We start from the raw sequence: 21,095 nt of genomic DNA on the forward strand, positions 1-21,095 counted from the left end.
TCGGTGCTGGACCGAGCGGCGCGTCAGTTGTCTCTGCCGACCTGCCCACTGCAGCCCCCGGTGATTCCTCGACTACCCAAAACGGAGCATACCAAGCAGGTGCTCCAGGGCTGGAGAGGCCCAGATGGTGGACGAGGATCGCAAGTGCGCTGGTCAGGTGGCCGAAGGGGCGGGCCCGCCGTGCAGGCCCGCCCCCGCTGCGCCCCGCTGCCCCTTCGGGGCCCCATGTCTCCGCTGGGCGTCCGGCATCGGTTCCGTGCCGGGGGCGGATGGGGATTGTGATGGTGGGGGAAGGCAGGGACGGACACGAGTCCTTCCCCACTGGTCCGTCCCTGCTCTCCCCGGTGCCGCGCGCCCTTCTTCTGCGGCACCCTTCGTACCCGCGATGCACTGGCCGGCTTGCTGCATCTGAGGGTGGTGGACCTTGCGGTCCTCGATAACGGTGTGTAGTCAGAGTCGTCGGGTCGACACGGCTCCCGGATCTCCTTCGCGGCGTTCGGCGAGACCACCCGTCGACAGCCATCCGGTCACGTAGACGCGCACGGCTGCGGCGGCCGGACAGGCCTGCCACCACCGGCAGCGTCGGCAACGTCCATCCGGACCGGTCGGGTGCTCGTCGAGCAACTGTTCAAAAGCATTGACGACATGTCGTGTTCGCCGGAGTGCGACCACCTGGTCGTTGTTCTCGCCCGGCGGACTAGGTGTTTCCACCTGGTGTTGAAGATTCTGCTGGAGGTCGGCGAGTTCGGACCGCATCTGATCCCGCGGAAAGGTGGCGCCGGAGAACTCGGGTCTGGCCACCGGCGTCATGATTCGGGAAACATCGTCGTGTTCCCATCTGCACTTCCACTGCTGGCTGTAGTCATCCCCGTTGCTCCCTCGCAGGCCGTATGGTGCTCGCTACAAGAGTGACGACCGACTTGGCCTCAAAACAACCTAGCGTTTTGCTAGCTAAGTACGTCACCCTGAAAGCGGTTGCGGAGCGGTCAGTAAGGGGACAACGGGGTGAAGTTGGCACAGGGGAAAACACCTAGTCGGCGGCGATCGATACCGCAGCAACAGCTAGGTGTCAGGCTGCAGGCGCTGCGCGAAGAGGCTGGTTACACGCAGGAGACCGTGGCGAAGTTGTTGCGGTGCCACGTCGTGACCCTGTCGAAGATGGAGAACGGCCGCACCAGTCTTCGCCCTGCGGTAGTTCGCGAGCTGGCACGAATTTATGAGGCGTCGGCGGAAGAGGCGGAGAGGCTGGTCGGCCTCTGCGACGACGGTGACGGCGCGGGCTGGACGGTTCCCTATCGAGACGCCATTGCCGAACCGGTTTCGGCGCTGGCCGACATCGAGGCCCGGGCCGGGGCCATCTTCGACTATGCCCCCGAGCTCGTCCCGGCGGCGCTCCAGACCAGCTCCTACGCCGAATACCTGGTCAATCTCGCGACGGAGATCCGGGCCGAGAGGCGGCGTCAGATCCTCGGGTTCAAGATGGAACGGCAGCAGCGACTCTTTACCCGAAACCCGCGTCCGTCCATGAAGTTCGTGATTCATGAGGCCGCTTTACGGGCCCGGGTGCGTAGTGAGCGAGTGATGGCCGACCAAATTTCCCATCTGGTGGAGCTGTCGAACCAGAAGGATATCGAAGTCCGGGTGTGGCCTTTCGAGGCCGGACCGCACCGGTGGATGAGCGGCGCATTCACCCTGTTGCAGTCCGGCGACAACAGGTATCCGCACGTGGTCTACACCGAAACCCAAGTGGATGAGAGGTATGTGGAGAAGCAGGAGCACGTCGAACAGTACGCCCGTCTGTTCGCTCAGATACGCCGTAAAGCTGTCCCGATCAAGGAGTTTCCGCTGTGACGGAAAACGTCAAGAACCCCTCTGAATGGGTGAAGGCTCGAAGGAGTACCAACTCGAACGCCTGCGTCGAAATGCGCCGTCTCGAGCACGTCGAAGTGCGCGACACGAAGCAGCGCGGGCACGGTCCCACGTTGCAGCTCGGCCAGGCCGCCTACGCGACCTGGCTCGCCGGCGCGAAGTCCGGCGAGCTCGACCACCTGGCCGGGCTCTAGCCCTGTCCACCGAGAACGCCCCCGGTCACACCCAGCTCGGCCGGGGGCGCTCTGGGCAAAAGGTTCCAATTGTCCGTAATGGTACCCGGAAACGCGGCCTAGGGTGGCCGGATGAAGAACATCCCTGGTGGTGACCGGCGGAGGCCGTAGCGCCTTCCTCTGCTCGAAAGAGGCTGTGCTGCGGATGTCCACCGCACACGGCGGTACCGGAGGGACAATCGTCAACGTGTCCTCCGCGGCCTCCCGTCTGGGGGCGCCGGGGGAGTACGTGGACTACGCTGCGTCGAAGGGAGCGATGGACTCCCTCACTACCGGCCTCTCGCTGGAGGTGGCGGCGGAGGGGATCCGCGTCAACGGCGTACGGCCGGGCTTCATCCGCACGGGCATGCACGCCGACGGCGGCGACCCGGGCCGCGTCGACCGGCTCCAGCACCTCCTGCCGATGAGCCGCGGTGGCGAACCGGAAGAGGTGGCCGAGGCCGTCGTCTGGTTGTTGTCCCCGGCCTCCTCGTTCGTCACCGGCACCTTCATCGATCTGGCCGGCGGGAACTAGCCGCCGGCTAGCCCTCGATGATCGCCATCAGTGCCGCGGCGTACGGCGCGGAGTCGACGTCACCGCGCACCGCGAGCTGGTGGCTGTAGCTGGAACAGAGCGCGACGAAGGCTTCGGCGATCGGCTCGGCCTGCTCACGCCGACGCGGCGGCACCATCTCGGCGATCGTCGCCCGCAGAGCGGTGAGCTGTCCCTGAACGACGACCGCCAGCGCCGGTGACACCGTCGCCTCGGCGTAGATCTGGACCACCAGCCGGGCGTGATCGGTATCCCGGGCCCGTGCGCGCACGTGCTCGAGGAAGGCGGCGACGGACTCGGCGGTCAGTGCTGTCGGAAGAGCCTCGGTGCCCTGCTCACAGACCGCGATGACGATCTCGTCCTTGCTCTTGAAGTACCGGTAGATGGCCCCGTTCGAGAGTCCGGACCCGTCCACGATGTCGGCCATCGACGTGCGGGCGAACCCGTGACTGGCGAACCGGGCGCGAGCCGCGTCCACAATCTGCTGACGTCGGGCGTCAAGGTGTTCCTGGCTGACCTTCGGCATAAAAAGAGTGACCCCTCGTTTTATTTGCTACTGTCGGGAGCTTACCCCAGAACATCGACCCCCAGGAGCTGTCATGCGCTACCAGACCTTCGGCCGCCTGACCGGACTGTGCGTGTCGGAGTACGCGCTGGGCACGGCGAACTTCGGAACCTCCGACGGCAGTGCCGGTCTCGAGGCCTCCCGGGAGATCTTCGAGGCCTTCGTGGCGTCCGGCGGCACCACGATCGACACGTCCAACATCTACCGGGGCGGCGAGGCCGAGACCGTGCTCGGTGGGCTCCTCGGCGACCGGCGGGACGATCTGGTGGTGATCACCAAGTACAGCGGCACGAGACAGGCCGAACCTCGTCCGGGCACGACCGGCAACAGCCGCAAGGTGATGATCCGTTCCCTGGAAGACAGCCTGCGGCGGCTGAAAACCGACTACGTGGATGTCTTCATGCCGCATTTCCCCGACGGCACCACCCCGATCGAGGAGATCCTGGCCGGTTTCGACGACCTGATCCGGTCGGGCAAGATCCTGCACGGCGGACTCTCCAACTTCCCCGCCTGGCGGGTCGCCGGGGCCACGCTCCGCGCGGACCTCCAGGGCCTGGCCCCTCTGGTCGGCATCCAGTTCGAGTACAGCCTGGCCGAGCGATCCGCCGAACGGGAAATGCTGCCGATGGCGGAAGCTCACGGTCTGGGCGTCGTGCTGTACTCCCCCCTGGCCGGAGGGCTGCTCACCGGCAAGTACCGACGGGGCGAACAGGGCCGGCTGAGCGCACGGGGCGACGACCTGGAAGGCACGGCCCAGCGCACGGCGATCGTCGACGCGGTCCTGGAGATTGCGGACGAGGTGGGCACCAGTGCGGTCCAGGTCTCGTTGGCCTGGCTACGCCACCGCGCAGCCGTGGCCTCCACGGCCCTGGTCCCGATCGTCGGCCCTCGCACCGTGTCCCAGCTGGAGGAGTACCTGAAGGCACTCGACCTCGAACTCGGTGCCGAGCACTACCGGCTTTTGGACGAGGTGAGCGCGGTCCGCCTCGGAACTCCGCACGAAGATGTCGCCGCCGCACTGAAGAACGGGTTCGACGGCAACCGGTCGCTGCTCCAGGCCCTTCCCGTTCCGGTCATCTGACTGCCCGTCCGGCGTGACCGACCCTCGCCCCGGTGGCTCATCGGGAGTCGATGCTCTCCGGGAAAACCTCTTCGATCTGGAAGTACCGCCGTCGAGAAGCGGTATTTTTGTCACCATTGGGTGGCTCGTGTGGAACGCGGGGAAATGCTGTCGCCGAGGGAGACCTGTGTTCGGTCGTAAGCGCAGAACCGGCCCACGTCAGGCAGCCGTCAGCGAATCGGAGTCGGAGTTCGCCGAGTTCCTGGCCCTGGGCCGAGCGTGTCTGGAGGCGGGTGAACCGTGGGAGGCGCAGCAGTGGTTCATCGCCGCGAGCGACACGACCGACCCCGCGCTGCTGTTCGGTCTCGGGCACTCCTTCGCCGAGATCGGTGCGACGACGTCGGCGATCGGCGTGTACGAGCGGGCCGCGCGGGCCGGTCACGTCGACGCGATGAACAATCTCGGTGTTCTGCTCAAGCAGGCAGACCGCTGGGAAGAGGCCGAGACATGGCTGCGGGCAGCCGCATCCACCGGTGACCGGGACGCTCTGAACAATCTCGGGAATCTCCTGAGAGTGCTCGGGCGCACCGGCGAGGCCATCGACAGTTACCTCGGGTCGGCCCGGGCGGGGCACGTCGAGGCAATGCTCAGCCTGGGCCAGATCCTGCTGCACCGGGGCGATGTCAGCACGGCGAAGGACTGGTTCCAGCGGGCGGCGCGAGCCGGGCACGCGGCCGGGGAACTGATGCTTGAGGTCGCCGCCCGGTCCGAACCCGGTTCGGCCCCACCCGCCCGGGCCGAACCGTCCGGCCATCAGCCCCCGATCACCCTTCCCGCCGATGACCTGCCCGCCGCTGCCGATGCTCTTCGGCGGCGGGCCCAGGCCACCGGCGACCCGGCCCTGCTCGACGCCGCCATCGAGCTCGCCGCCCAGGCTGCCTCCGAATCCGCGGCAGACTCCCCTGAACGTGCGCTGTCGACCGCCACCCTCTGCGTCTCTCTGCGCACCCGTGCCGCCCGCACGGGGCAGAAAGACGACCTGACCGCCGCCATTGCCGCCGGCCGGTACAGCGTTGCCGCCGCCGACGCCTGCGGGCGGCACGGGCCCCGTTCCCGCACCGCGCTGGCCACCGCGCTGCTGGATGCCCACCAGGCCGGTGAGCAGGGATGTCTGGGCGAGGCCGTCGGCCTGAACCGGGACATCGTCGCGACCCTCGACCTCGACGACATCGAATACCCCTCTGCCCTGACGAATCTCAGCAACGCCCTGCTCCTGCTGGGTGCCGCGGACCAGGATCAGGACGTGCTCGGCGAAGCGGTCGTGACCGGGCGGGAGGCTCTGCGTCTGAGGCCGGGGCCGAGCGCTGACCGGGCCCGGGCGGCCATGTCCCTCAGCCAGGCGCTCCTGCAGCTGGGCCTGCTCACCCGGTCGCTGTCGTGGGTGCGTGAAGCCGGTCAGTACGCACACCAAGCCTTGGCCGATCTGCCGGAACACGATCCCAGCCGGCCCGCCTTCGAGCACTTCACCTCCCTGCTGGACACCGCCCGGGACACCGATGGCGAAGCGTGACCCCGGTGCTCTCAACGACGATGCCGTCGCGCTCTGGGACCGCTACGACCTGCTCGGCGACGTGGCCCTCCTGGAGACCGCCATCACCCGGCTTCGTACCGCACTGAGCCTGCGCCACGTCGAGCCCACCACCAGGCTCAGCCTTCAGGCCAACCTCTCGGGAACACTGACCGCCCGGGCCCTGCGCACCGGGTCACCGGACGACCTGCTGGAGGCCGCGAACCTGGCGCGGGACGTGGTGGCGGCCACCCCGCCGCACGACCCGCGTCACCTCGGGCGGCAGACCGGCGCCGGGGTGACGCTCCTGCACTACTTCGTCCGCTCGCGTGACACATCGGTCCTGGACGAGGCCACCGGTGTCTTCGAGGCGGTGCTCGCCCGGGACCCGTCCGCGTCGGCGCAGAGCAATCTGGCCGAATGCCTGCGACAGCAGTACGGGGTTCGCCGAGACCCGGCGATGCTCGAGAGGGCCCTCGAACTGGCCCGTTCGGCCGTCGCTGATCCCGCCGACCCCCAGCAGGCCCGGTTCCAGTCCAATCTGGCCCTGACCCTGATGAGTCTGCCCACGGCGGGCGGTGACCCGGTGGTTCTGGCCCAGGCCCGGCGGGCGATGTGGGCCGCCCTGGCCGCCACCCCGGCCGGTCACCCGAACGAGGCCGAGCGAAAATGCACCCACGCGATGGTCTTACAGATGATCTATCGGTACGAACCCCAGGCGTTCACCCTGTCCGACTTCCTGCGGGCCGGCCGGCAGGCCGAACAGGTCACGCCCGAGGGGCATCCGCTCCGGGCCACCGCCCTGCGTCTGCGGGCAGCCGGCGATTACCTCCGGGCCCACGCCACCGGGAACCAGGCCGCCCGGTCCACCTCCCGGCGGTGGTTCCGCCAACTCATCGACAACCCGGCCCTCCCCGTCGCCGAACGAGTCCGGGCCGCGATGGTCTGGGCGGACGTGACGCTGGTGGCCGGCGGCGACCTGCACGAGGCCCGGTGGGCCTTCGGGCGCACCGTGGAACTTCTGCCGCTGGTGCCCGGGCGTCATCTGCGCTCCACGGACCAGCAGCAGCAGATCGCCCAGTTCCCCGGCCTGGCCTCGGACGCGGCCGCGTGCGCCGTGGCCACCCACGACCCGGCCGCGGCCCTGCTCCTGCTGGAACAGGGCCGCGGCGTGCTGCTCGCCCAGGCCATCGAGACGGTGCCGGAACTGGGTCCCCTCGAAAGGGCGCGCCCCGACCTCGCCGCGACCTTCCGCCGGTTGCGGCGGCAGTTCGGGCCCAGCGACCGGTCCGAAGAGGGTGACACCTTCGGCCCGATAGCTGCGGCCGAGGAACGCCGACGGGCGGCCCAGGAGTGGGAAACCCTGCTGACCCAGATCCGGGCCGAGCGCGGTTTCACCGACTTCCTGCGCCCACCCGCGATCGGCGAACTGATCGCGGCCGGGCACGACGGCCCCGTCGTGATCGTCAACATCAGCCGCCTGCGCTGCGACGCGATCATTCTCGACCGCACCCAACCGACCGGACCGACCGGACCTCAGGTCCTGCCGATGCCCCACCTCACGGCCGACGAAGCACTCGGCCAGGCCCGGGCCTTCGGCGAGGCCATCCGGGCCGGACGGGACCCGGAACGGTCCCTGGCCGAGCGCGCCGCCGCGGAAGACACCTCCCGTGCCGTCCTGCGCTGGCTGTGGCACGCCGTGACCAGGCCCGTCCTGGCCGCGCTCGGGCTCGATCGCCCACCGGCCGAGGCGGTCACGCCGCTTCCCCGGATCTGGTGGGTGCCCACCGGCCCGCTCGCGTTCCTGCCCCTGCACGCGGCCGGGGAGTATCCCGATCCTCTGGACCCAACGACCTCCGGACCGTGCGCCCTCGATCTGGTGGTCTCCTCCTACGTCCCGACCGTGCGGACCCTGCTGCACCACCGCGCCCGCCTCGACCGCGGGCCCACCGGCACCCCGTGGACCTCGCTCATCGTCTCCATGCCCACCACCCCCGGCGCCCAGCCGCTGCCCGGCGCCCACGCCGAGGCCACCCGGATACATCACGAGATCTGGCCCGAGGCAGACGTTCTCGAGGGTCCGGCCGCCAACCGCCGGAGCGTGCTGGCGGCGCTGCCCACGTGCAGCCGAGCACATTTCGCCTGTCACGCCCGCAGCAGCGACGATCCTGCCGGGGCCGCCTACCTGCTCCTGCACGACCACGACCACGCGCCCCTCACCGTGTCCGACATCGCGGCCCTGCGCCTGACCGGCGCCGAGTTCGCCTATCTGTCGGCCTGCGAGACCAACCGGGCCGCGTACGCGCTCGCCGACGAGGGCATGCACCTGACCAGCGCCTTTCACGTCGCCGGGTTCCGGCACGTGATCGGCACGCTCTGGCGCACGGCGGACGACGTCGCTGCGCGGCTGGCCGAGAACTGCCATCGTGCCGTGACGACCGCCGGCGTGGCCCACGCCGCGCGGGCCCTGCACGCCGCTGTGCAGGACGAGCGCCACGCCGCCCCGTCCGTCCCGACCCTGTGGGCGGCTCACATCCATGTCGGCCTGTAACGTGAAAGAGACTCTCTGATGGGCACTGACAATCAGCTGGGCCGGTTCTGCCAAGACCTCGGGTTCCTGAGAGCCCGGGCTTCAGCCGCCGGCGTTGCGCTGCTGGAGGCTCTTGAGCGCCTCTCGGGCGAGGCCGCCGACGGACGGATCGACAGCGCCTGGAGCGCCCGGCTGGTGCACCTGTGCCGACAGCTGGGCATTCCGGAAGCCACCGCCGAACGCGCTTGGCAGCCCACCGTCGGAGGCCCCGGGGCGCTCTTGCCGACCGGGTCCGGCATCCCCTCGGCCGATCGGTACCGCTGCCCACGGGCCGTGTGCTCCCGGTACGAGCTCCGGCAACCCGGTGGACCAGAACCCGTGTGCGGGCTACGGGGCGAGACCTTGTCTCTCGTGGACCCGGCGTGACGCCGTTGCTGGGCCAGGTCGGCAGTCGGCTGCTCGACCGCTGGACCACGCTGATTGCGCTTCCCGGAGTCATTTTCGTGGCGGTCGGAGTTCTCGGTGTGGATCTCGGTCACCGGCATGCCCTGGACCTGGCCATGCTGGGCGACCGGGCGCAGGCCGCCGCCGAGAGCGCGACCGGCGTCGTCGTGCTGGTCGCGTTGGCCGCACTCGCGGCGACCGGGGCCGGGCTGGGCGCCCAGCTCCTGGGCGCCGGCCAGCTGCTGTGGTGGCTCGGGTCGTGGCCGGTTCCGCTGCGGTCCTACGCGGGCCGGCGGACGGTTCGCCGGCGGGAACGGTGGGTGCAGGCCCAGGCGGAGTTCACGAAGGCTCTCGAAAGCGCAGATCCGCAGTCGGCCGATGCCGCCGGGCACGGTACCCGGCGGAACGCTCAGGCCTGGGCCGAGCCGAGTCGCCCGACCTGGATCGGCGATCGCGTCGCGGCCGTGGAGACCCGGGTGCGCAACGCCTACGGTCTCGACCTGCCTGCGGTCTGGCCCGGCCTGTGGCTGGTCCTTCCCGACCCGCCCCGCATCGAGATCCGTTCCGCGCGCACCCGGGTCGACGAGGCCGCGGTACTGTCGGCCTGGGGCCTGATGTACGTCGTGCTGGGCGCGTTCTGGTGGCCTGCCGCGCTGATCGGGGCGGTGACCTGGACCGTGGGCTGGCTCACGGCCCGGCAGGCGGTCGACGGGTACGCCGCATTGGTCGAGTCCACCGTCGACCTCTACGGGGCGTCGCTGGCGACCACACTGGGAATCCCGCTCACCGGTGCACTCACCACCGACGTCGGCCGGGCCATCACCCGGCGGGTTCGCAAGGGCGCCTGACCCCTCCGGCGGGCGACCCCGGGAACGGGTCGCCCGCCCGTCCCACGAAGTCGATGCCGGCCGACGTACGGACGATGCTGCGGGAACCGTCGCAGCCCACCACGAAGGTGGCCCGGCGGATGCGCTCGTTCCCGCCCGGCGTCCTCACCACGACGGTGACGCCATCGTCGTCCTGCGTCACTCCGGTCACGGCGTGCCCGCGCAGCACGTTCGCGCCCAGGTCCCGGGCCCGCCGCTCGAGTTTCTCCTCGGTCTGCACCTGGGAGTGCGCCAGGACGAAGGGGAACGGACTGTCCAGCGTGGCCAGGGGCAGCCGCTGTTCCAGCATGCCGAAGTGGTAGGTGGGCAGATGGACGCCGCTGTTCACGAACTCGTCGGCCAGGCCGCGCATGGCCAGCACCTCGAGCGTGCGGGCGTGCAGGGTCATTGCCCGGGAATGCGGAAAGCGCCGCTCCCGCCCCTCCAGTACGTCGACCGTGACGCCGGCCAGGCGCAGTTCGGCCGCGAGCCACAGTCTCGTCGGGCCGCCCCCGACCACGATCACCTCGGGCATGGCGTAATCCTTCCGACGTTACGAAATGCGGAGAATCACCGCATTTCACCTTAGCCGCCGGACGGTCGCGACCGGGCCTGATCGATCAGGTTCCGAGCGAGGTCTGCTGCGCCGCCCGGGCCCGGGCCGCCAGCCAGGCGTCGAGGGCGGGGGCCGCCAGCGGTCGGGAGATGAAATATCCCTGGGCCTGGTCACAACCGTTGTCGGTGAGGGCCTTCAGTGAGATCTCGTCCTCCACGCCCTCGGCGATCATGGTCAGGCCGAGGCTGTGGGCCAGCTCGATGGTCGAGAACACCAGCGCCGCGGCGCGGGGGTCCTCAGCCATCGGGAACACGAAGGAGCGATCCAGTTTCAGGTCGTCCACGGGTAGTTCGCGCAAATAGGCGAGCGAACTGTATCCGGTGCCGAAATCGTCCACCGCTATCCGGATCCCGAGGTCACGCAGGCGGGCCAGGATGTGCCGGGTGCGGTCCCGGTCGGCCATCAGGAATTCCTCGGTGACCTCGATCTCCAGCACCTCGGGAGGCAGGCCGCGGATCGCGAGCATGCTCGCGATCTCGTGCGGGAGCTCGGCGTCGACGAGGGAGCTGGCCGACAGGTTCACCGCGATCGTCAGGGGGTGCTCGCTCCGGCGCCAGAGCACGGCCTGGTCGAGAGCCTCGGTGAGGACGACCTGGTTGAGGCGGCGCATCATGCCGGCGTCCTCGGCCAGGCCGAGGAAGGCGTCGGGGTAGAGCAGGCCGCGCTCGGGGTGCATCCAGCGCACCAGGGCCTCCACGTGGTGCACCTGGCCGGTGCCCAGGTCGAGCTTGGGCTGATAGTGCATGGTCAGCTGGCCCTGGTCGAGGGCGGTGTGGAGTTCCTGCAGCACGCGCAGCCGCATCGGGCCGGTGTCGTCGCTGTCGCCGGAGTAGATCTGGTGCCCGCGCCGCGCCTGCTTGGCCTGGTACATGGCGATGTCGGCGCGGCGCAGCAGGAGGCTGAGGGTGTCGCCGTGTTCCGGGGCCAGCACCAGACCGATGCTCGCGTCGGTGCGCAGCGCGATGCCCTCCAGGGTGCAGGGACGGGCGATGTCGGCGCGCAGCGTCTCGGCCAGCTGCCCTGCTCCGGAAGCGTCCAGGCCCTCGACCAGCATCGCGAACTCGTCCCCACCGAGGCGGGCGAGCAGGTCGCCCGGGCGGGTGAGGACGGACAGGCGCCGGCTGATCTCGATCAGGAGCTGATCGCCCACGTGGTGCCCGAGACTGTCGTTGACCTCCTTGAACCGGTCCAGGTCGAGCAGGAAGAGGGCACCGCGGGCCTGGCGGCGCAGCCGGGTCTCGGCGTCGGCGTAGAAGGCCCGGCGGTTGGCCAGGCCGGTGAGGTCGTCCGTGGTGGCCTGGCGCCGCAGATCGGCCAGACGGCGTAGTTGCCGGAAGGCGTAGAGCGTACGGACGCCGGCGGCCACCTGGGTGAGCACGGCGAGGGTGAGGGCCAGGGGGGAGACCTGGTCGTCCGTGACCGAGGCGGCCACCAGCACCCCCAGCCCGGCCACCGTGGCCAGTCCGGGCAGGAGCAGCGCGGGCCGGTGCTCGATCTCCTCGGCCTCCCGGTGCCGGGCGCCGGTCCAGGTGGCCATCAGGGCCAGGCCGACCGCCCAGAGGGCGTCGGTGAACCCGCCGGGCGCGTACGAGTTGGTGAGCAGCGAGACCGCGGACATCACGTCGATCACGATGAACGCAGCCAGTCCGGCGAGCAGGAAGAGCCAGAAGGGCTGCGGACGGCGGCCCTGGATCGTCATCACCCCGACGACGAGCGCGGCCAGGAACAGGTCGGAGACGGGGTAGAAGAGCGCGAAGCTGGCGCCCAGGGGGTTGCCCGAGGCACTGACGAAGACGCTGTCCAGCAGCACGGCGAGCACGGCGCCGGATCCCAGGGCTCCCAGTGCGCTGTCCAGCCAGACGTCCGGCCCCGACCGGCTGTTCAGCTCCCGGCGGGCGGCCAGGCCGACCGCCAGCACGGTGACCGGGTAGAACGCGGCGAACCCGAAGTCCGGTGGGCCCGGGAAGTCGTATTCGACACCGCGTGCGTAGAGAGTGAGGTAGAGCAGGTTGCTGAGGGTGAAGACGGTCAGGGCGGAGGCCAGGGCGGCGATCTCGGGCCGCCGGGGGCCCGCACGGCGCAGGTTCCCCCAGGCCAGGGCGGCGGCCACGAGCGGGCAGGCGCCGCCGACGATGCCGTCGATCACCAGGCTGAAGTCGTGGCTGCCGCGCAGGGTCAGCATCGCCGTGTAGATCGCGACCAGCAGCCAGGTCGCAGCCAGCAACAGGCGGTTCACGACCCTCCCCGAATCTCGGCAGGCACGGTGCCGTACACGCTTCCCCAGAGTGATCGGATCGTTCGGGGCAGATCTTCAGGCCCGGTCCTGGTCAGGGACTCAAACCGTCACTCAAGCCGGTGGATCGGATCGATGATCATCGACGATCACGGTACGAGGGCGGCGATCCGGCTCACGGCCTCGACGATCGTGCCCGGCGCGCAGGCCAGGTTCATCCGGGCGAACCCGGCACCCTGCGGCCCGAAGTCGGTGCCGCGCGTCAACGCCACGCGGCCCTCGCGAAACACCGTGCGGGACGGGTCGGCGCCCCAGCCCAGCGCCGACATGTCCAGCCAGGCCAGGTAACTCGCCCGGGCCCGGCGCACGGTCACCGACGGCAGATGGGCGGCGAGCTCCTGGTCGAGCACATCGAAGTTGGACTCGACGGCCGTGATCGTGTCGTCGAGCCACCCCCGGCAGTGGGTGAAACCTTCCCGGGTGGCGATCAGCCCGAAGAGTCCGGTCCGGGCGGTGACCTCCTCGGGCAGTGACCTGAGCAGGTAGTCCATCCGGTCGGACTCCACCACGAAGAAGGCGCACTTGAGGCCGGCCAGGTTGAACGCCTTGCTGCCCGACACCGCGGCCACACCGTGCTCTCGGGCCTCGTCCGACACCGCCAGGTACGGCGTGAACTGCTGCCCGTGGTGGGTGAGGGGTGCGTGAATCTCGTCGCTGACCACGAAACCGTTGTGCCGCGCCACGATCTGCGACAGTTCGGCGAGCTGTTCGAAACTGTGGACGAGGCCGGTCGGGTTGTGCGGGTTGCACAGCAGAACACCCCCGGCCCCGGCGGCCAGGGCCCGGTCCACCGCCTCCAGATCCATCCCGTCCTCGAGCATCGCCACCTCGACCACGCTGCCCCCGGCCTCGGAGACCAGGTCGTAGAACGGCGGGTAGACCGGCGGCATGATCACCACGCCCTGGCCGGGGACGATCAGCCGGCGCAGCGACTCCACGACGACGACACTGACGTCGGTCGTCGGGCTCATCCGCTTCACCGACGGAAGCCAGCCCCACGCGTCCTGTGCGTAACTGGCGAACGCCCGGGACGCACTGCGATCGTGCGGGTTCACATAGCCGGTGTCGCCCCGCGAGACCGCGGCGACCAGCGCGTCCGCAATCGGTGGAGCGAGCGGAAAGTCCATCTCGGCCACGAACATCGGCAGCACGTCGTCGCCGTAGGTGGTCCATTTCTCACTGGTGCGCCGGCGGAGTTCGTCCAGGGGGTCGGCCGTGTTCATGCCCCCAACGTTAACCGTGCCGTTGCCGAACCGCGCACGACGAGGACCTGTGCGCGGTTCGGCCCGAGCGTTCAGAGCATCAGCGAGGATCAGCCGGCGGCGTGCTTCAGGGCCCACTCCAGGGCGTGGTCGGCCACGCCCTCCCAGCCCGGTGCGGCACAGGTCCAGTGGTCACGGCCGGGGAACTCCACATACTCGGTGAGCGCGGGAGACTTCTTGTAGTGGTCGGCGTTCGACCGGTTCACCGACGGCGGCATGATGTGGTCCTGCTCGCCGGCGATGAACAGCAGGGGCGCTCGGTCGGCGGAGTAGTCGACCCAGGTGTCCTGGTGGCCCGGCTTGAAGTTCGCGAACAGGCCGTACTCGAACACCCAGTGGCCGGGGGCGCCGATCGCGTACCGGTCCCAGGCGGCCTTCGAGTCCTCCTCGCTGAGGGTGTTCGCGAAGGCGTAGTGCCACTGCTCCGGGGTGAAGGAGAAGGCGCGCTTGCGGTTGGCGGGGTTCTTCAGGGCGGGGAACAGGGAACGCGTCTGCGAGATCGGGGTGACGCGCACGCCCTCGGTGGGGGCCGAGTCGATGACGACACCGGCCGACCCGAGTCCGCGGGCCAGCAGCAGCTGGGTGAGCGTGCCACCGAACGAGTGGCCCATGATGATCGGTGGGGTGTCCACCGACCGGATCACCGACTCGAGGTGGTCCAGGGTCTGCGGCACGGTGAGATGCGCGATCACGTCCGGGTTCTCACGCAGCGCCTCGACCTCGATGTCGAATCCGGGATAGGCGGGCGTCAGGACCTTCAGGCCCTTGGCCTCGTAGTACGGCACCCACTGTTCCCAGCTGCGGGGCGTCACCCACAGGCCGTGGACGAGAACGACGGTGTCGGGGCGGGAGTCGCTCATGGGAGAGAGACCTTTCAGGAGTTGATGAAGGTGAGCAGATCGGTGTGCAGGCGTTCCCGGTCGGTGTCGGGCAGGGCGTGGCCGCTGCCTTCGTAGACCTTCAGCTCGGCGCCGGAAACCATCTCCGCAGAGCGCTTCCCGCCCACCTCGAAGGGTACGATCTGGTCGTCGTCGCCATGGATGACCAGGGTGGGGACGTCGATCTTGGCCAGGTCGGGCCGGAAGTCGGTCGCGGAGAACGCGGCGATGCACTCGTAGGCGGCCCGGTGCCCGCAGGCCATGCTCTGCAGCCAGAACGCGTCCCGGAAACCCTGAGCCACCTCGTGGCGGTTGTGCCCGAAGAACGGGCCGTCGGCCAGGTCGCGGTACAGCTGGGAGCGGTTGCCGGCCTCCCCGGCGCGCAGGCCGTCGAAGACCTCGACCGGCACGCCCCCCGGATTGTCGGCGCCCTGCTGCATGAGCGGCGGGACGGCCGACACCAGAACGATTCTGGCGATCCGGGCGGTGCCGTGCCGGCCGGCGTAGTGCACCACCTCGCCGCCCCCGGTGGAGTGACCGACCAGGGTGACGTCGGTCAGGTCGAGCGTCTCCAGCAGGGCGGCCAGGTCGTCGGCGTACGTGTCCATCTCGTTGCCGTGCCAGGTCTGGCTGGACCGGCCGTGCCCGCGCCGGTCGTGGGCGATGACGCGGTGGCCGTGCTCGGCCAGGAAGCGGGCCGCGGCCTCCCAGGCGTCGGAGTTGAGGGGCCAGCCGTGGCTGAGCACCACGGGGGTGCCCCCGGTGTCTCCCGGGTCGTAGTCGCGGTAGAAGATCTGGGCTCCGTCGTCGGCGGTGACGAAGGGCATGGGCGCCTCCCCGGTCTGTGTGAGGGGTTTGCTGACCCCCCGAGACTCGCCGATCAGGCCGCCGGCCGGACCACGTGTTCCTCGTAGTCGATCACGGCTGCAGACGGTCGGACAGCTGTCGCCGCGAGGAGATGCCGAGCTTCGAGAACACCTTGCGCAGGTGGTAGTCGACGGTGTTGGTGCTGAGGAACATCGTGGCGCCGATCTCGGCGTTGGTGCGCCCGGCCGCCGCCAGCCGGGCGACGGTCGCCTCCTGGACGGTCAGCGCGGGTGTCGGCGCCGGGCCGTCCGCCGGGCCCGACGCGGCCGGGGGATCGCCCATCGCCTGCAGTTCACGGTGCGCCCGGTCGCGGAAGGCATCGGCGCCGAGCCGGGTGAACACCTGCGCGGCCTGCTGGAGGTGCTCCCGCGCGAGGCGACGGCGCCGGGCCCGTCGCAGCCATTCGCCGTACACCAGGTGTGTTCGGCCGAGCTCGGCATCGACCGTTGATTCGCCCAGCTGCTCGAGGGCCTCGCGGAAGTGTTTCTCGGCCGAAGGACCGGGGGCCAGCAGGGCCTGGCATCGCGCGGTCACACCGAGAACCCACGGTGTCGCACACGCGAGCGCGCGGCCCTGCAGCCGATCGAGCACCACCTGGGCCTGGTCGGTGTGCCCGCTGCGGACCGCGGCCTCGATGAAGTCGGGGTAGACGACGGGCGTGGTGTGGAAGAACGGTTCCTCGATGATCGGCAGCAGCAGGTCGTAGGCCTCCCGGAAGCGCGAGCCGGCCAGGTCGATCGAGGCCAGGGCCCCGATCGCACTGGAGTGCACGCCGCCGAAACCGGCTGAGCGGGTGGCCTCGGCCATGGCCAGCACCCGCTCGCGGGGCACGCCGGTCCAGGCGAGCAGGGCCACGTTGATCACGTGCTCCGCCTCGTAGCCGATGGCGCGGCGCAGCTCACGCACCTGCTCCATGTAACCGGTGGCGGCGCGGGGGTTGCCGAGACTGGTCTCGGTCAGCGAGAGCACCCACAGTGCGCTGTCGAGCTGTTGCAGGGATCCGGCGTCGCGCGCGGCCTGGGCCCAGCGTTCCAGGCATTTTCGCCGGACCTGCTCGTCCCACAGCGCCGTTCCGAGCGCGGCGCCGCTGTGCCCGAACCGCAGCAGTTCCTCGGCCGGCAGCTCGACGAGAAGGTTCGCCGCGTGCCGCATGACCGGCACGGCCTCCTCGAACGGCAACAGCAGGTGGGCGCTGACGGCCTCCAGCAGGACCGCCTGTATCCCGGGTTCCAGCCGGGCGGCCCGCTCCGCCCGGTGGCCCAGCTGCTCCCAGCTCAGGGCCGAGGTCAGACGCTCGGCCGGCAGGGACAGTTCCCAGGCCTGCAACAGCACCTTCTGCTCGTGCGCATCGTCGTGGCCGTGCAGCAGGTCTGCCGCTTCCATCAGGTCGGCACCGCACCGCACGAGAGCCGGGTCGGCGGTGAACAGGGCCCATTGAGCGCGTAACGACAGCAGCCGGGCGCGGGTCGGTTCGTCGACATCGTCCTCGTCCACGTCGTCCACCAGATCCTTGGCCAGCTGAGCGGTCCCGGCGGCCAGGGCGGCCTCGGCCGCGGTCACCAGCCGTCGGTAGCGCTCCGGCCCGGGCGGGGTGAGAGCCCCTGCCTGGGTGAGAACTCCAGCGCGAGAGGAAAATCCACCTCGTTCCCCGGCCCGGTCGGCCGTCTGCTCGAGCCTTCGGGCCACCGCCGGGTCGGTGCCGAGCGTGGCCTTGGCAGCATGCCAGGCACCCAGGTCGAGCAGCCCCATCGAGTCGGCGACCTCGGACAGGGCCCGGTGCACCTGGCGGCGCTCGCGGCCCACCGGGGCGTTGTAGGCGGCCGAACGCACCAGAGGGTGCCGGAATCGTACGGTGGAGCCGAGTTCCACCAGGCCGGCGGCCTCCGCCCCCTCGGCGGCACCGTCCGGAAGGCCGAGCTTGGCGGCTGCCTCCGAGATCAGGTCGTGGTCGCCGGTGGCATCGGTGGCGGCCACGAGCAGCCACTTCTGCAGACCTGGTTCCAGCGCCCGCACCTGCCGCAGATAGAACGACTCCAGCCGCCGCCCGACCGGGAACGGCTCGTCGCCCAGGCTCGACTCGGTCAGCTGGCGCACGGTCAGTTCCTGCGCCAGATCGGTCAGCGCCAGCGGGTTCCCACCGGTCGCCACCGCGATCTGGGCCGCCACCGCCGGGTCGATCGGCTCGGGCAGCGTGGTGCCCAGCAGCCGTACAGCGTGCTCGAGGGACAGCCCACCCAGCCGCAGCCGCGGCACCCCGGCCAGGTGTGCCTCGACGGCCGGGCTGTCCCTCGCAGCGAGCACCAGCGCCGCCGACTCGACCTCGAGGCGCCGGGCCACGAAGGCCAGGGCGTCCAGCGACTCCGGGTCGAGCAGGTGCGCGTCGTCCACGGAGCACAGCACCGGCTCCTGCGCCCCGGCCGCCGCCAGCAGACTCAGCACGCTCAGCCCGATCAGGAACCGGTCCGGTGGGGGACCGGCCGCCGTGCCCGACGCCACCTCCAGAGCGCGCAGATGCCGTTCGGGCAGTGCCGGCAGGTACCCCCGCAGGGGGATGACCAGCCGTTGCACCGCCGCGAACGGCATCTGTGACTCCGCCTCGAACCCGTGGACCCGGACCAGCCGCATACCGGTCGGCTCGGCCGTCTCACCGGTCGTGGCCTGCAACAGCGTGGTCTTGCCGATACCGGGATCCCCGACGATCAGCAGCGCTCCGCCCCGGCCGTGCCGGGCCTCGCGCACCAGCCTCGTGACCAGGCCGGACTCTTCCTGTCGGCCGAGGAGACCGGCGCTATGCCCCATCCGGGCATTTTATGGCTTTTGGTCATTCTCCGGGGCCGGCTCCGGCACCGCCTCCGGGCAGGCCACCGGACCGAGCTGCGACGTGTGCCACCAGCGGCCGAGCACCCGCCGCAGCCGGACTCCGCAGTTGCGGCAGTAGACGTCGCTCACCCCTCCATGGTGTCAGACGATGCTCAGGCGAGGCTCAGCACGATCTTTCCCCGGGTGTGACCACTCTGCGCCGCGTCGTGCGCCTTCGCTGCGTCTTCCAGAGGCAGCACCTGCTCCACCTCGACGTGGATGCTCCCGTCGTCGATCAGGGTGCCGATCCGGCGTAGTGCTTCACCGTCGGGCTCGACCAGGATGCCGGTCACCCGCACACCCTGCTGCTGGCCGGCCTCTGCCAACCCGGGGGAGACGCCACCGGGAACCGAGACCAGAAGTCCGCCCGGTCGCAGCGTTTTCAATGACCTCGTACTGGTGCGGTCCTGCGCTTCACCGGCCAGGTCGATGACCACGTCGAGGTCTGCGACCTCGTCCTCGAAGCGCACGGCGTTGTAGTCGATCACGGTCGTGGCGCCGAGTTCCTTCAGCCAGGCGTGGTTGCGCTCGCTGGCCGTGGTGATCACCTCGGCGCCCAGGCTCCGGGCGATCTGCACGGCCAGGTGGCCCACACCGCCGGCGCCGGCGGTGATGAGGACCCGCTGGCCGTGCCGCACCCGGGCGGTGTCGACGATGGCCTGCCAGGCGGTGAGGGCGGCCAGGGGCACGGCCGCAGCCTGCTCGAAGCTGATCGAGACCGGTTTGGGAGCGAACTGGCGCGAGGGGGCGGTCACGTACTCGCCGTAGCCACCGGCGGCGCGTGGGAACCACGGCATCCCGTAGACCTCGTCGCCGACCTGGAAAGTGGTAACGCCGAAACCGATCTCCTCGACCACGCCGGCCACGTCCCAGCCCAGCACGAACGGCGGCGAGCCGAGCACACCCGCCATGCCGGTGCCCTCGCGGGTCTTGTAGTCGACGGGGTTGGTGCCGGCCGCGCGTACCTTCACGAGGATCTCGGTCGGCTTCGGGGAGGGCTTGGGGACGTCCACCACGCGCAGGACGCTCGAGTCACCGAAAGTGTCCTGGGAGACGACGCGCATGGTCGGGTTGCTGCTGGCTGGGGTTGCTGAAGTCATGGAGCCATCGTGTGGGCCGCGGGAAACCACCACGAGTGGCCCGATGGACATGGTGCGTAAAATTCCGGCCATGGTTCATCGCGTGGTGGTTCTCGTCCTCGACGACGTCGTCCCCTTCGACCTGGGCATCCCCTCCCGGGTGTTCAAGGAGGCGCTGGACGCCGACGGCGAGCGCCTCTACGAGGTCGTCACCTGCTCGATCGGGGGTGGGCCGGTGCGCACGAACGCGGACTTCTCGGTCGTGGTCGACCAGGACGAGCAGGTGCTGGCCACGGCCGGCACGGTCGTGATCGCCACCCAGGAGCCCACCGAGCGGATCCTGCGCGAGGGCACCCTGCCGTCGCCGGTGCTGACCGCGCTGTCCCTGATCCCCGACGACGCGCGCATCGTCAGTCTGTGCACGTCAGCCTTCGTGCTCGCGGCGGCCGGTCTGCTGGAGGGGCTGGCTGCCACCACCCACTGGGCGCTGGCGGACGAGTTCCGGCGCCTGTTCCCGCACGTGCGCCTCGACCCCGACGTCCTGTTCGTCGACAACGGCCGCATCATCACCAGTGCCGGTGCGGCGGCGGGTGTGGACCTGTGCCTGCACCTGGTGCGCAAGGACCACGGCTCGGGAGTGGCGAATGCCGCCGCGCGGCGCTGCGTGGTCGCGCCCTGGCGGGAGGGCGGTCAGGCCCAGTTCATCGAGCGCCCGGTGCCGCAACACCAGGACAGCTCCACCGCGCGGACCCGCCAGTGGGCCCTGACCCGGCTCGAGGAGCCCCTGACCCTCCTGGATCTGGCCGCCCACGCCACCATGAGCGTGCGCACGTTCAGCCGCCGGTTCCGCGAGGAGACGGGCGTCAGTCCCAACCAGTGGCTGATCCAGCGCCGCGTCGACCTGGCCCGTCACCTGCTGGAGGTCAGCGACCTGCCCGTGGACCGGATCGCCACCGAGGTCGGGTTCGGCAGCGGAACGTTGCTGCGCAAGCATCTTCAGACCACGCTGGGTGTCACGCCGACGCACTACCGGCGCACGTTCCAGGTGCCGGCCGGGGTCTGAAAAAATCTAGGCGAACGCGGGCACAGCGATGTTGACCTCTTCGCCGTTGTCCGTGGTCTCCAGTTGCTCGGTGACCAGGTAGATGCCCTCGGTCGACCAGGCGTCCTGATCGCCGCAGAACACCCGGTTGCCGACTGCAACCACTCCCGTCCAGATCTTGCCGTCGTGAACTCCACCGCGCAGAAGTAGCTTTCGGTCGTCCATCTGATAACCGGACGTTCTGCGGTACTGGTTCCTGGTGGATGCGTCCTGGTTGTTGTTCGCCACCGGCGTCGCCCCTGCCTGGGGCGCGGCGCCGGTCCGGTGGATCCGAATCCGTCACGCGCCACGCCTAATACCTTGACGGTACGCCATGTCGGCACATCCGGCTTCTGCCACAGCCCGTTCCAGGTCTTCGGTCGTGTGCTGCGGTGCGAGGCCGAGCAGATCACCGGTCGCGGGCTCGAAGATCTCCCGCCCCTGCGCACCACTGACCGGGCCAGAAGTTCACTCTCGGACATCGTCGTCCTCCT

19 protein-coding genes and 1 pseudogene are annotated in these 21,095 nt (G+C 70.0%); 9 read left to right on the top strand and 11 right to left on the bottom strand.

Annotated features, from left to right (window positions below; genetic code table 11):
- Positions 1-450: 450 nt before the first annotated feature.
- Entirely contained in the window at positions 451-801 is a 351-nt protein-coding gene (locus QSK05_RS11410; RefSeq protein WP_285596906.1) for a hypothetical protein, read from the bottom strand.
- Positions 802-1,005: 204 nt separating this feature from the next.
- Between QSK05_RS11410 and QSK05_RS11415 the strand changes: the two genes are divergently transcribed.
- The 3 genes and pseudogenes from QSK05_RS11415 to QSK05_RS11425 form a co-directional block, all read left to right on the top strand.
- Positions 1,006-1,851, top strand: a complete 846-nt coding sequence (locus tag QSK05_RS11415) for a helix-turn-helix domain-containing protein (RefSeq protein WP_285596908.1) — start codon at positions 1,006-1,008, stop codon at positions 1,849-1,851.
- Entirely contained in the window at positions 1,848-2,063 is a 216-nt protein-coding gene (locus tag QSK05_RS11420) for a DUF397 domain-containing protein (RefSeq protein WP_285596910.1), read from the top strand. Before QSK05_RS11415 ends, QSK05_RS11420 begins: the two co-directional genes overlap by 4 nt.
- A gap of 154 nt (positions 2,064-2,217) precedes the next feature.
- Positions 2,218-2,616: pseudogene (locus QSK05_RS11425) on the top strand (SDR family oxidoreductase); the annotation flags it as partial.
- A 7-nt stretch (positions 2,617-2,623) separates the two neighbouring features.
- Here the strand turns inward: QSK05_RS11425 and QSK05_RS11430 are convergent.
- Entirely contained in the window at positions 2,624-3,160 is a 537-nt protein-coding gene (locus QSK05_RS11430; protein ID WP_285596914.1) for a TetR/AcrR family transcriptional regulator, read from the bottom strand.
- A gap of 73 nt (positions 3,161-3,233) precedes the next feature.
- Here QSK05_RS11430 and QSK05_RS11435 point away from each other — a divergent pair, with 73 nt between their 5' ends.
- From QSK05_RS11435 to QSK05_RS11455, 5 genes are all read left to right on the top strand, one after another.
- A complete protein-coding gene (locus tag QSK05_RS11435) occupies positions 3,234-4,280 on the top strand; it encodes an aldo/keto reductase (RefSeq protein ID WP_285596915.1) in 1,047 nt (348 codons plus the stop codon).
- 166 nt (positions 4,281-4,446) lie between these two features.
- Positions 4,447-5,829: a tetratricopeptide repeat protein gene (locus tag QSK05_RS11440; protein ID WP_285596917.1), complete on the top strand. Its 1,383-nt coding sequence runs from the start codon at positions 4,447-4,449 to the stop codon at positions 5,827-5,829.
- Entirely contained in the window at positions 5,816-8,377 is a 2,562-nt protein-coding gene (locus QSK05_RS11445) for a CHAT domain-containing protein (RefSeq protein WP_285596919.1), read from the top strand. The genes QSK05_RS11440 and QSK05_RS11445 overlap by 14 nt, the downstream gene beginning before the upstream one ends.
- 18 nt (positions 8,378-8,395) lie before the next feature.
- On the top strand, positions 8,396-8,782 hold the full coding sequence (locus QSK05_RS11450) for a hypothetical protein (protein WP_285596921.1): 387 nt from the start codon (positions 8,396-8,398) through the stop codon (positions 8,780-8,782).
- Positions 8,779-9,648, top strand: a complete 870-nt coding sequence (locus tag QSK05_RS11455) for a hypothetical protein (RefSeq protein WP_285596923.1) — start codon at positions 8,779-8,781, stop codon at positions 9,646-9,648. Before QSK05_RS11450 ends, QSK05_RS11455 begins: the two co-directional genes overlap by 4 nt.
- Here the strand turns inward: QSK05_RS11455 and QSK05_RS11460 are convergent.
- From QSK05_RS11460 to QSK05_RS11495, 8 genes are all read right to left on the bottom strand, one after another.
- Positions 9,620-10,201 (bottom strand): FAD-dependent monooxygenase, encoded by a 582-nt coding sequence (locus QSK05_RS11460; RefSeq protein WP_285596925.1) that lies wholly within the window; start codon positions 10,199-10,201, stop codon positions 9,620-9,622. The two genes, QSK05_RS11455 and QSK05_RS11460, sit on opposite strands and share 29 nt — an antisense overlap.
- Positions 10,202-10,286: 85 nt before the next feature.
- The gene (locus tag QSK05_RS11465; protein WP_285596927.1) at positions 10,287-12,518 is read right to left on the bottom strand and encodes a putative bifunctional diguanylate cyclase/phosphodiesterase; all 2,232 of its coding nucleotides are present in this window, start codon (positions 12,516-12,518) and stop codon (positions 10,287-10,289) included.
- Between the two features lie 146 nt (positions 12,519-12,664).
- Entirely contained in the window at positions 12,665-13,798 is a 1,134-nt protein-coding gene (locus tag QSK05_RS11470; protein ID WP_285596929.1) for a MalY/PatB family protein, read from the bottom strand.
- A gap of 89 nt (positions 13,799-13,887) precedes the next feature.
- Entirely contained in the window at positions 13,888-14,697 is an 810-nt protein-coding gene (locus QSK05_RS11475; RefSeq protein WP_285596931.1) for an alpha/beta hydrolase, read from the bottom strand.
- Between the two features lie 14 nt (positions 14,698-14,711).
- Positions 14,712-15,542, bottom strand: a complete 831-nt coding sequence (locus QSK05_RS11480; RefSeq protein ID WP_285596933.1) for an alpha/beta fold hydrolase — start codon at positions 15,540-15,542, stop codon at positions 14,712-14,714.
- Positions 15,543-15,633: 91 nt separating this feature from the next.
- On the bottom strand, positions 15,634-18,381 hold the full coding sequence (locus tag QSK05_RS11485) for a helix-turn-helix transcriptional regulator (protein ID WP_285596935.1): 2,748 nt from the start codon (positions 18,379-18,381) through the stop codon (positions 15,634-15,636).
- Positions 18,382-18,390: 9 nt separating this feature from the next.
- Complete coding sequence (locus QSK05_RS11490; RefSeq protein ID WP_285596937.1) at positions 18,391-18,531, bottom strand: hypothetical protein; 141 nt, start codon at positions 18,529-18,531, stop codon at positions 18,391-18,393.
- Positions 18,532-18,554: 23 nt separating this feature from the next.
- Positions 18,555-19,541, bottom strand: a complete 987-nt coding sequence (locus QSK05_RS11495; protein ID WP_285596938.1) for an NADP-dependent oxidoreductase — start codon at positions 19,539-19,541, stop codon at positions 18,555-18,557.
- A gap of 70 nt (positions 19,542-19,611) precedes the next feature.
- Here QSK05_RS11495 and QSK05_RS11500 point away from each other — a divergent pair, with 70 nt between their 5' ends.
- A complete protein-coding gene (locus QSK05_RS11500; protein WP_285596940.1) occupies positions 19,612-20,583 on the top strand; it encodes a GlxA family transcriptional regulator in 972 nt (323 codons plus the stop codon).
- A 6-nt stretch (positions 20,584-20,589) separates the two neighbouring features.
- Here QSK05_RS11500 and QSK05_RS11505 read toward each other — a convergent pair whose 3' ends face one another.
- Entirely contained in the window at positions 20,590-20,787 is a 198-nt protein-coding gene (locus QSK05_RS11505) for a hypothetical protein (RefSeq protein WP_285596942.1), read from the bottom strand.
- Positions 20,788-21,095: the final 308 nt, after the last annotated feature.

The organism is Kineosporia sp. NBRC 101731, from assembly GCF_030269305.1.
GTDB lineage: Bacteria > Actinomycetota > Actinomycetes > Actinomycetales > Kineosporiaceae > Kineosporia.

What these genes read in the sequence shown, in the direction of transcription:
- QSK05_RS11430 (WP_285596914.1), bottom strand. Translation starts at nt 3,160, where the DNA reads ATGCCGAAGGTCAGCCAGGAACACCTTGACGCCCGACGTCAGCAGATT.
- QSK05_RS11435 (WP_285596915.1), top strand. Translation starts at nt 3,234, where the DNA reads ATGCGCTACCAGACCTTCGGCCGCCTGACCGGACTGTGCGTGTCGGAG.
- QSK05_RS11445 (WP_285596919.1), top strand. Translation starts at nt 5,816, where the DNA reads ATGGCGAAGCGTGACCCCGGTGCTCTCAACGACGATGCCGTCGCGCTC.
- QSK05_RS11450 (WP_285596921.1), top strand. Translation starts at nt 8,396, where the DNA reads ATGGGCACTGACAATCAGCTGGGCCGGTTCTGCCAAGACCTCGGGTTC.
- QSK05_RS11460 (WP_285596925.1), bottom strand. Translation starts at nt 10,201, where the DNA reads ATGCCCGAGGTGATCGTGGTCGGGGGCGGCCCGACGAGACTGTGGCTC.
- QSK05_RS11470 (WP_285596929.1), bottom strand. Translation starts at nt 13,798, where the DNA reads ATGAACACGGCCGACCCCCTGGACGAACTCCGCCGGCGCACCAGTGAG.
- QSK05_RS11475 (WP_285596931.1), bottom strand. Translation starts at nt 14,697, where the DNA reads ATGAGCGACTCCCGCCCCGACACCGTCGTTCTCGTCCACGGCCTGTGG.
- QSK05_RS11480 (WP_285596933.1), bottom strand. Translation starts at nt 15,542, where the DNA reads ATGCCCTTCGTCACCGCCGACGACGGAGCCCAGATCTTCTACCGCGAC.
- QSK05_RS11485 (WP_285596935.1), bottom strand. Translation starts at nt 18,381, where the DNA reads ATGGGGCATAGCGCCGGTCTCCTCGGCCGACAGGAAGAGTCCGGCCTG.
- QSK05_RS11495 (WP_285596938.1), bottom strand. Translation starts at nt 19,541, where the DNA reads ATGACTTCAGCAACCCCAGCCAGCAGCAACCCGACCATGCGCGTCGTC.
- QSK05_RS11500 (WP_285596940.1), top strand. Translation starts at nt 19,612, where the DNA reads ATGGTTCATCGCGTGGTGGTTCTCGTCCTCGACGACGTCGTCCCCTTC.
- QSK05_RS11505 (WP_285596942.1), bottom strand. Translation starts at nt 20,787, where the DNA reads ATGGACGACCGAAAGCTACTTCTGCGCGGTGGAGTTCACGACGGCAAG.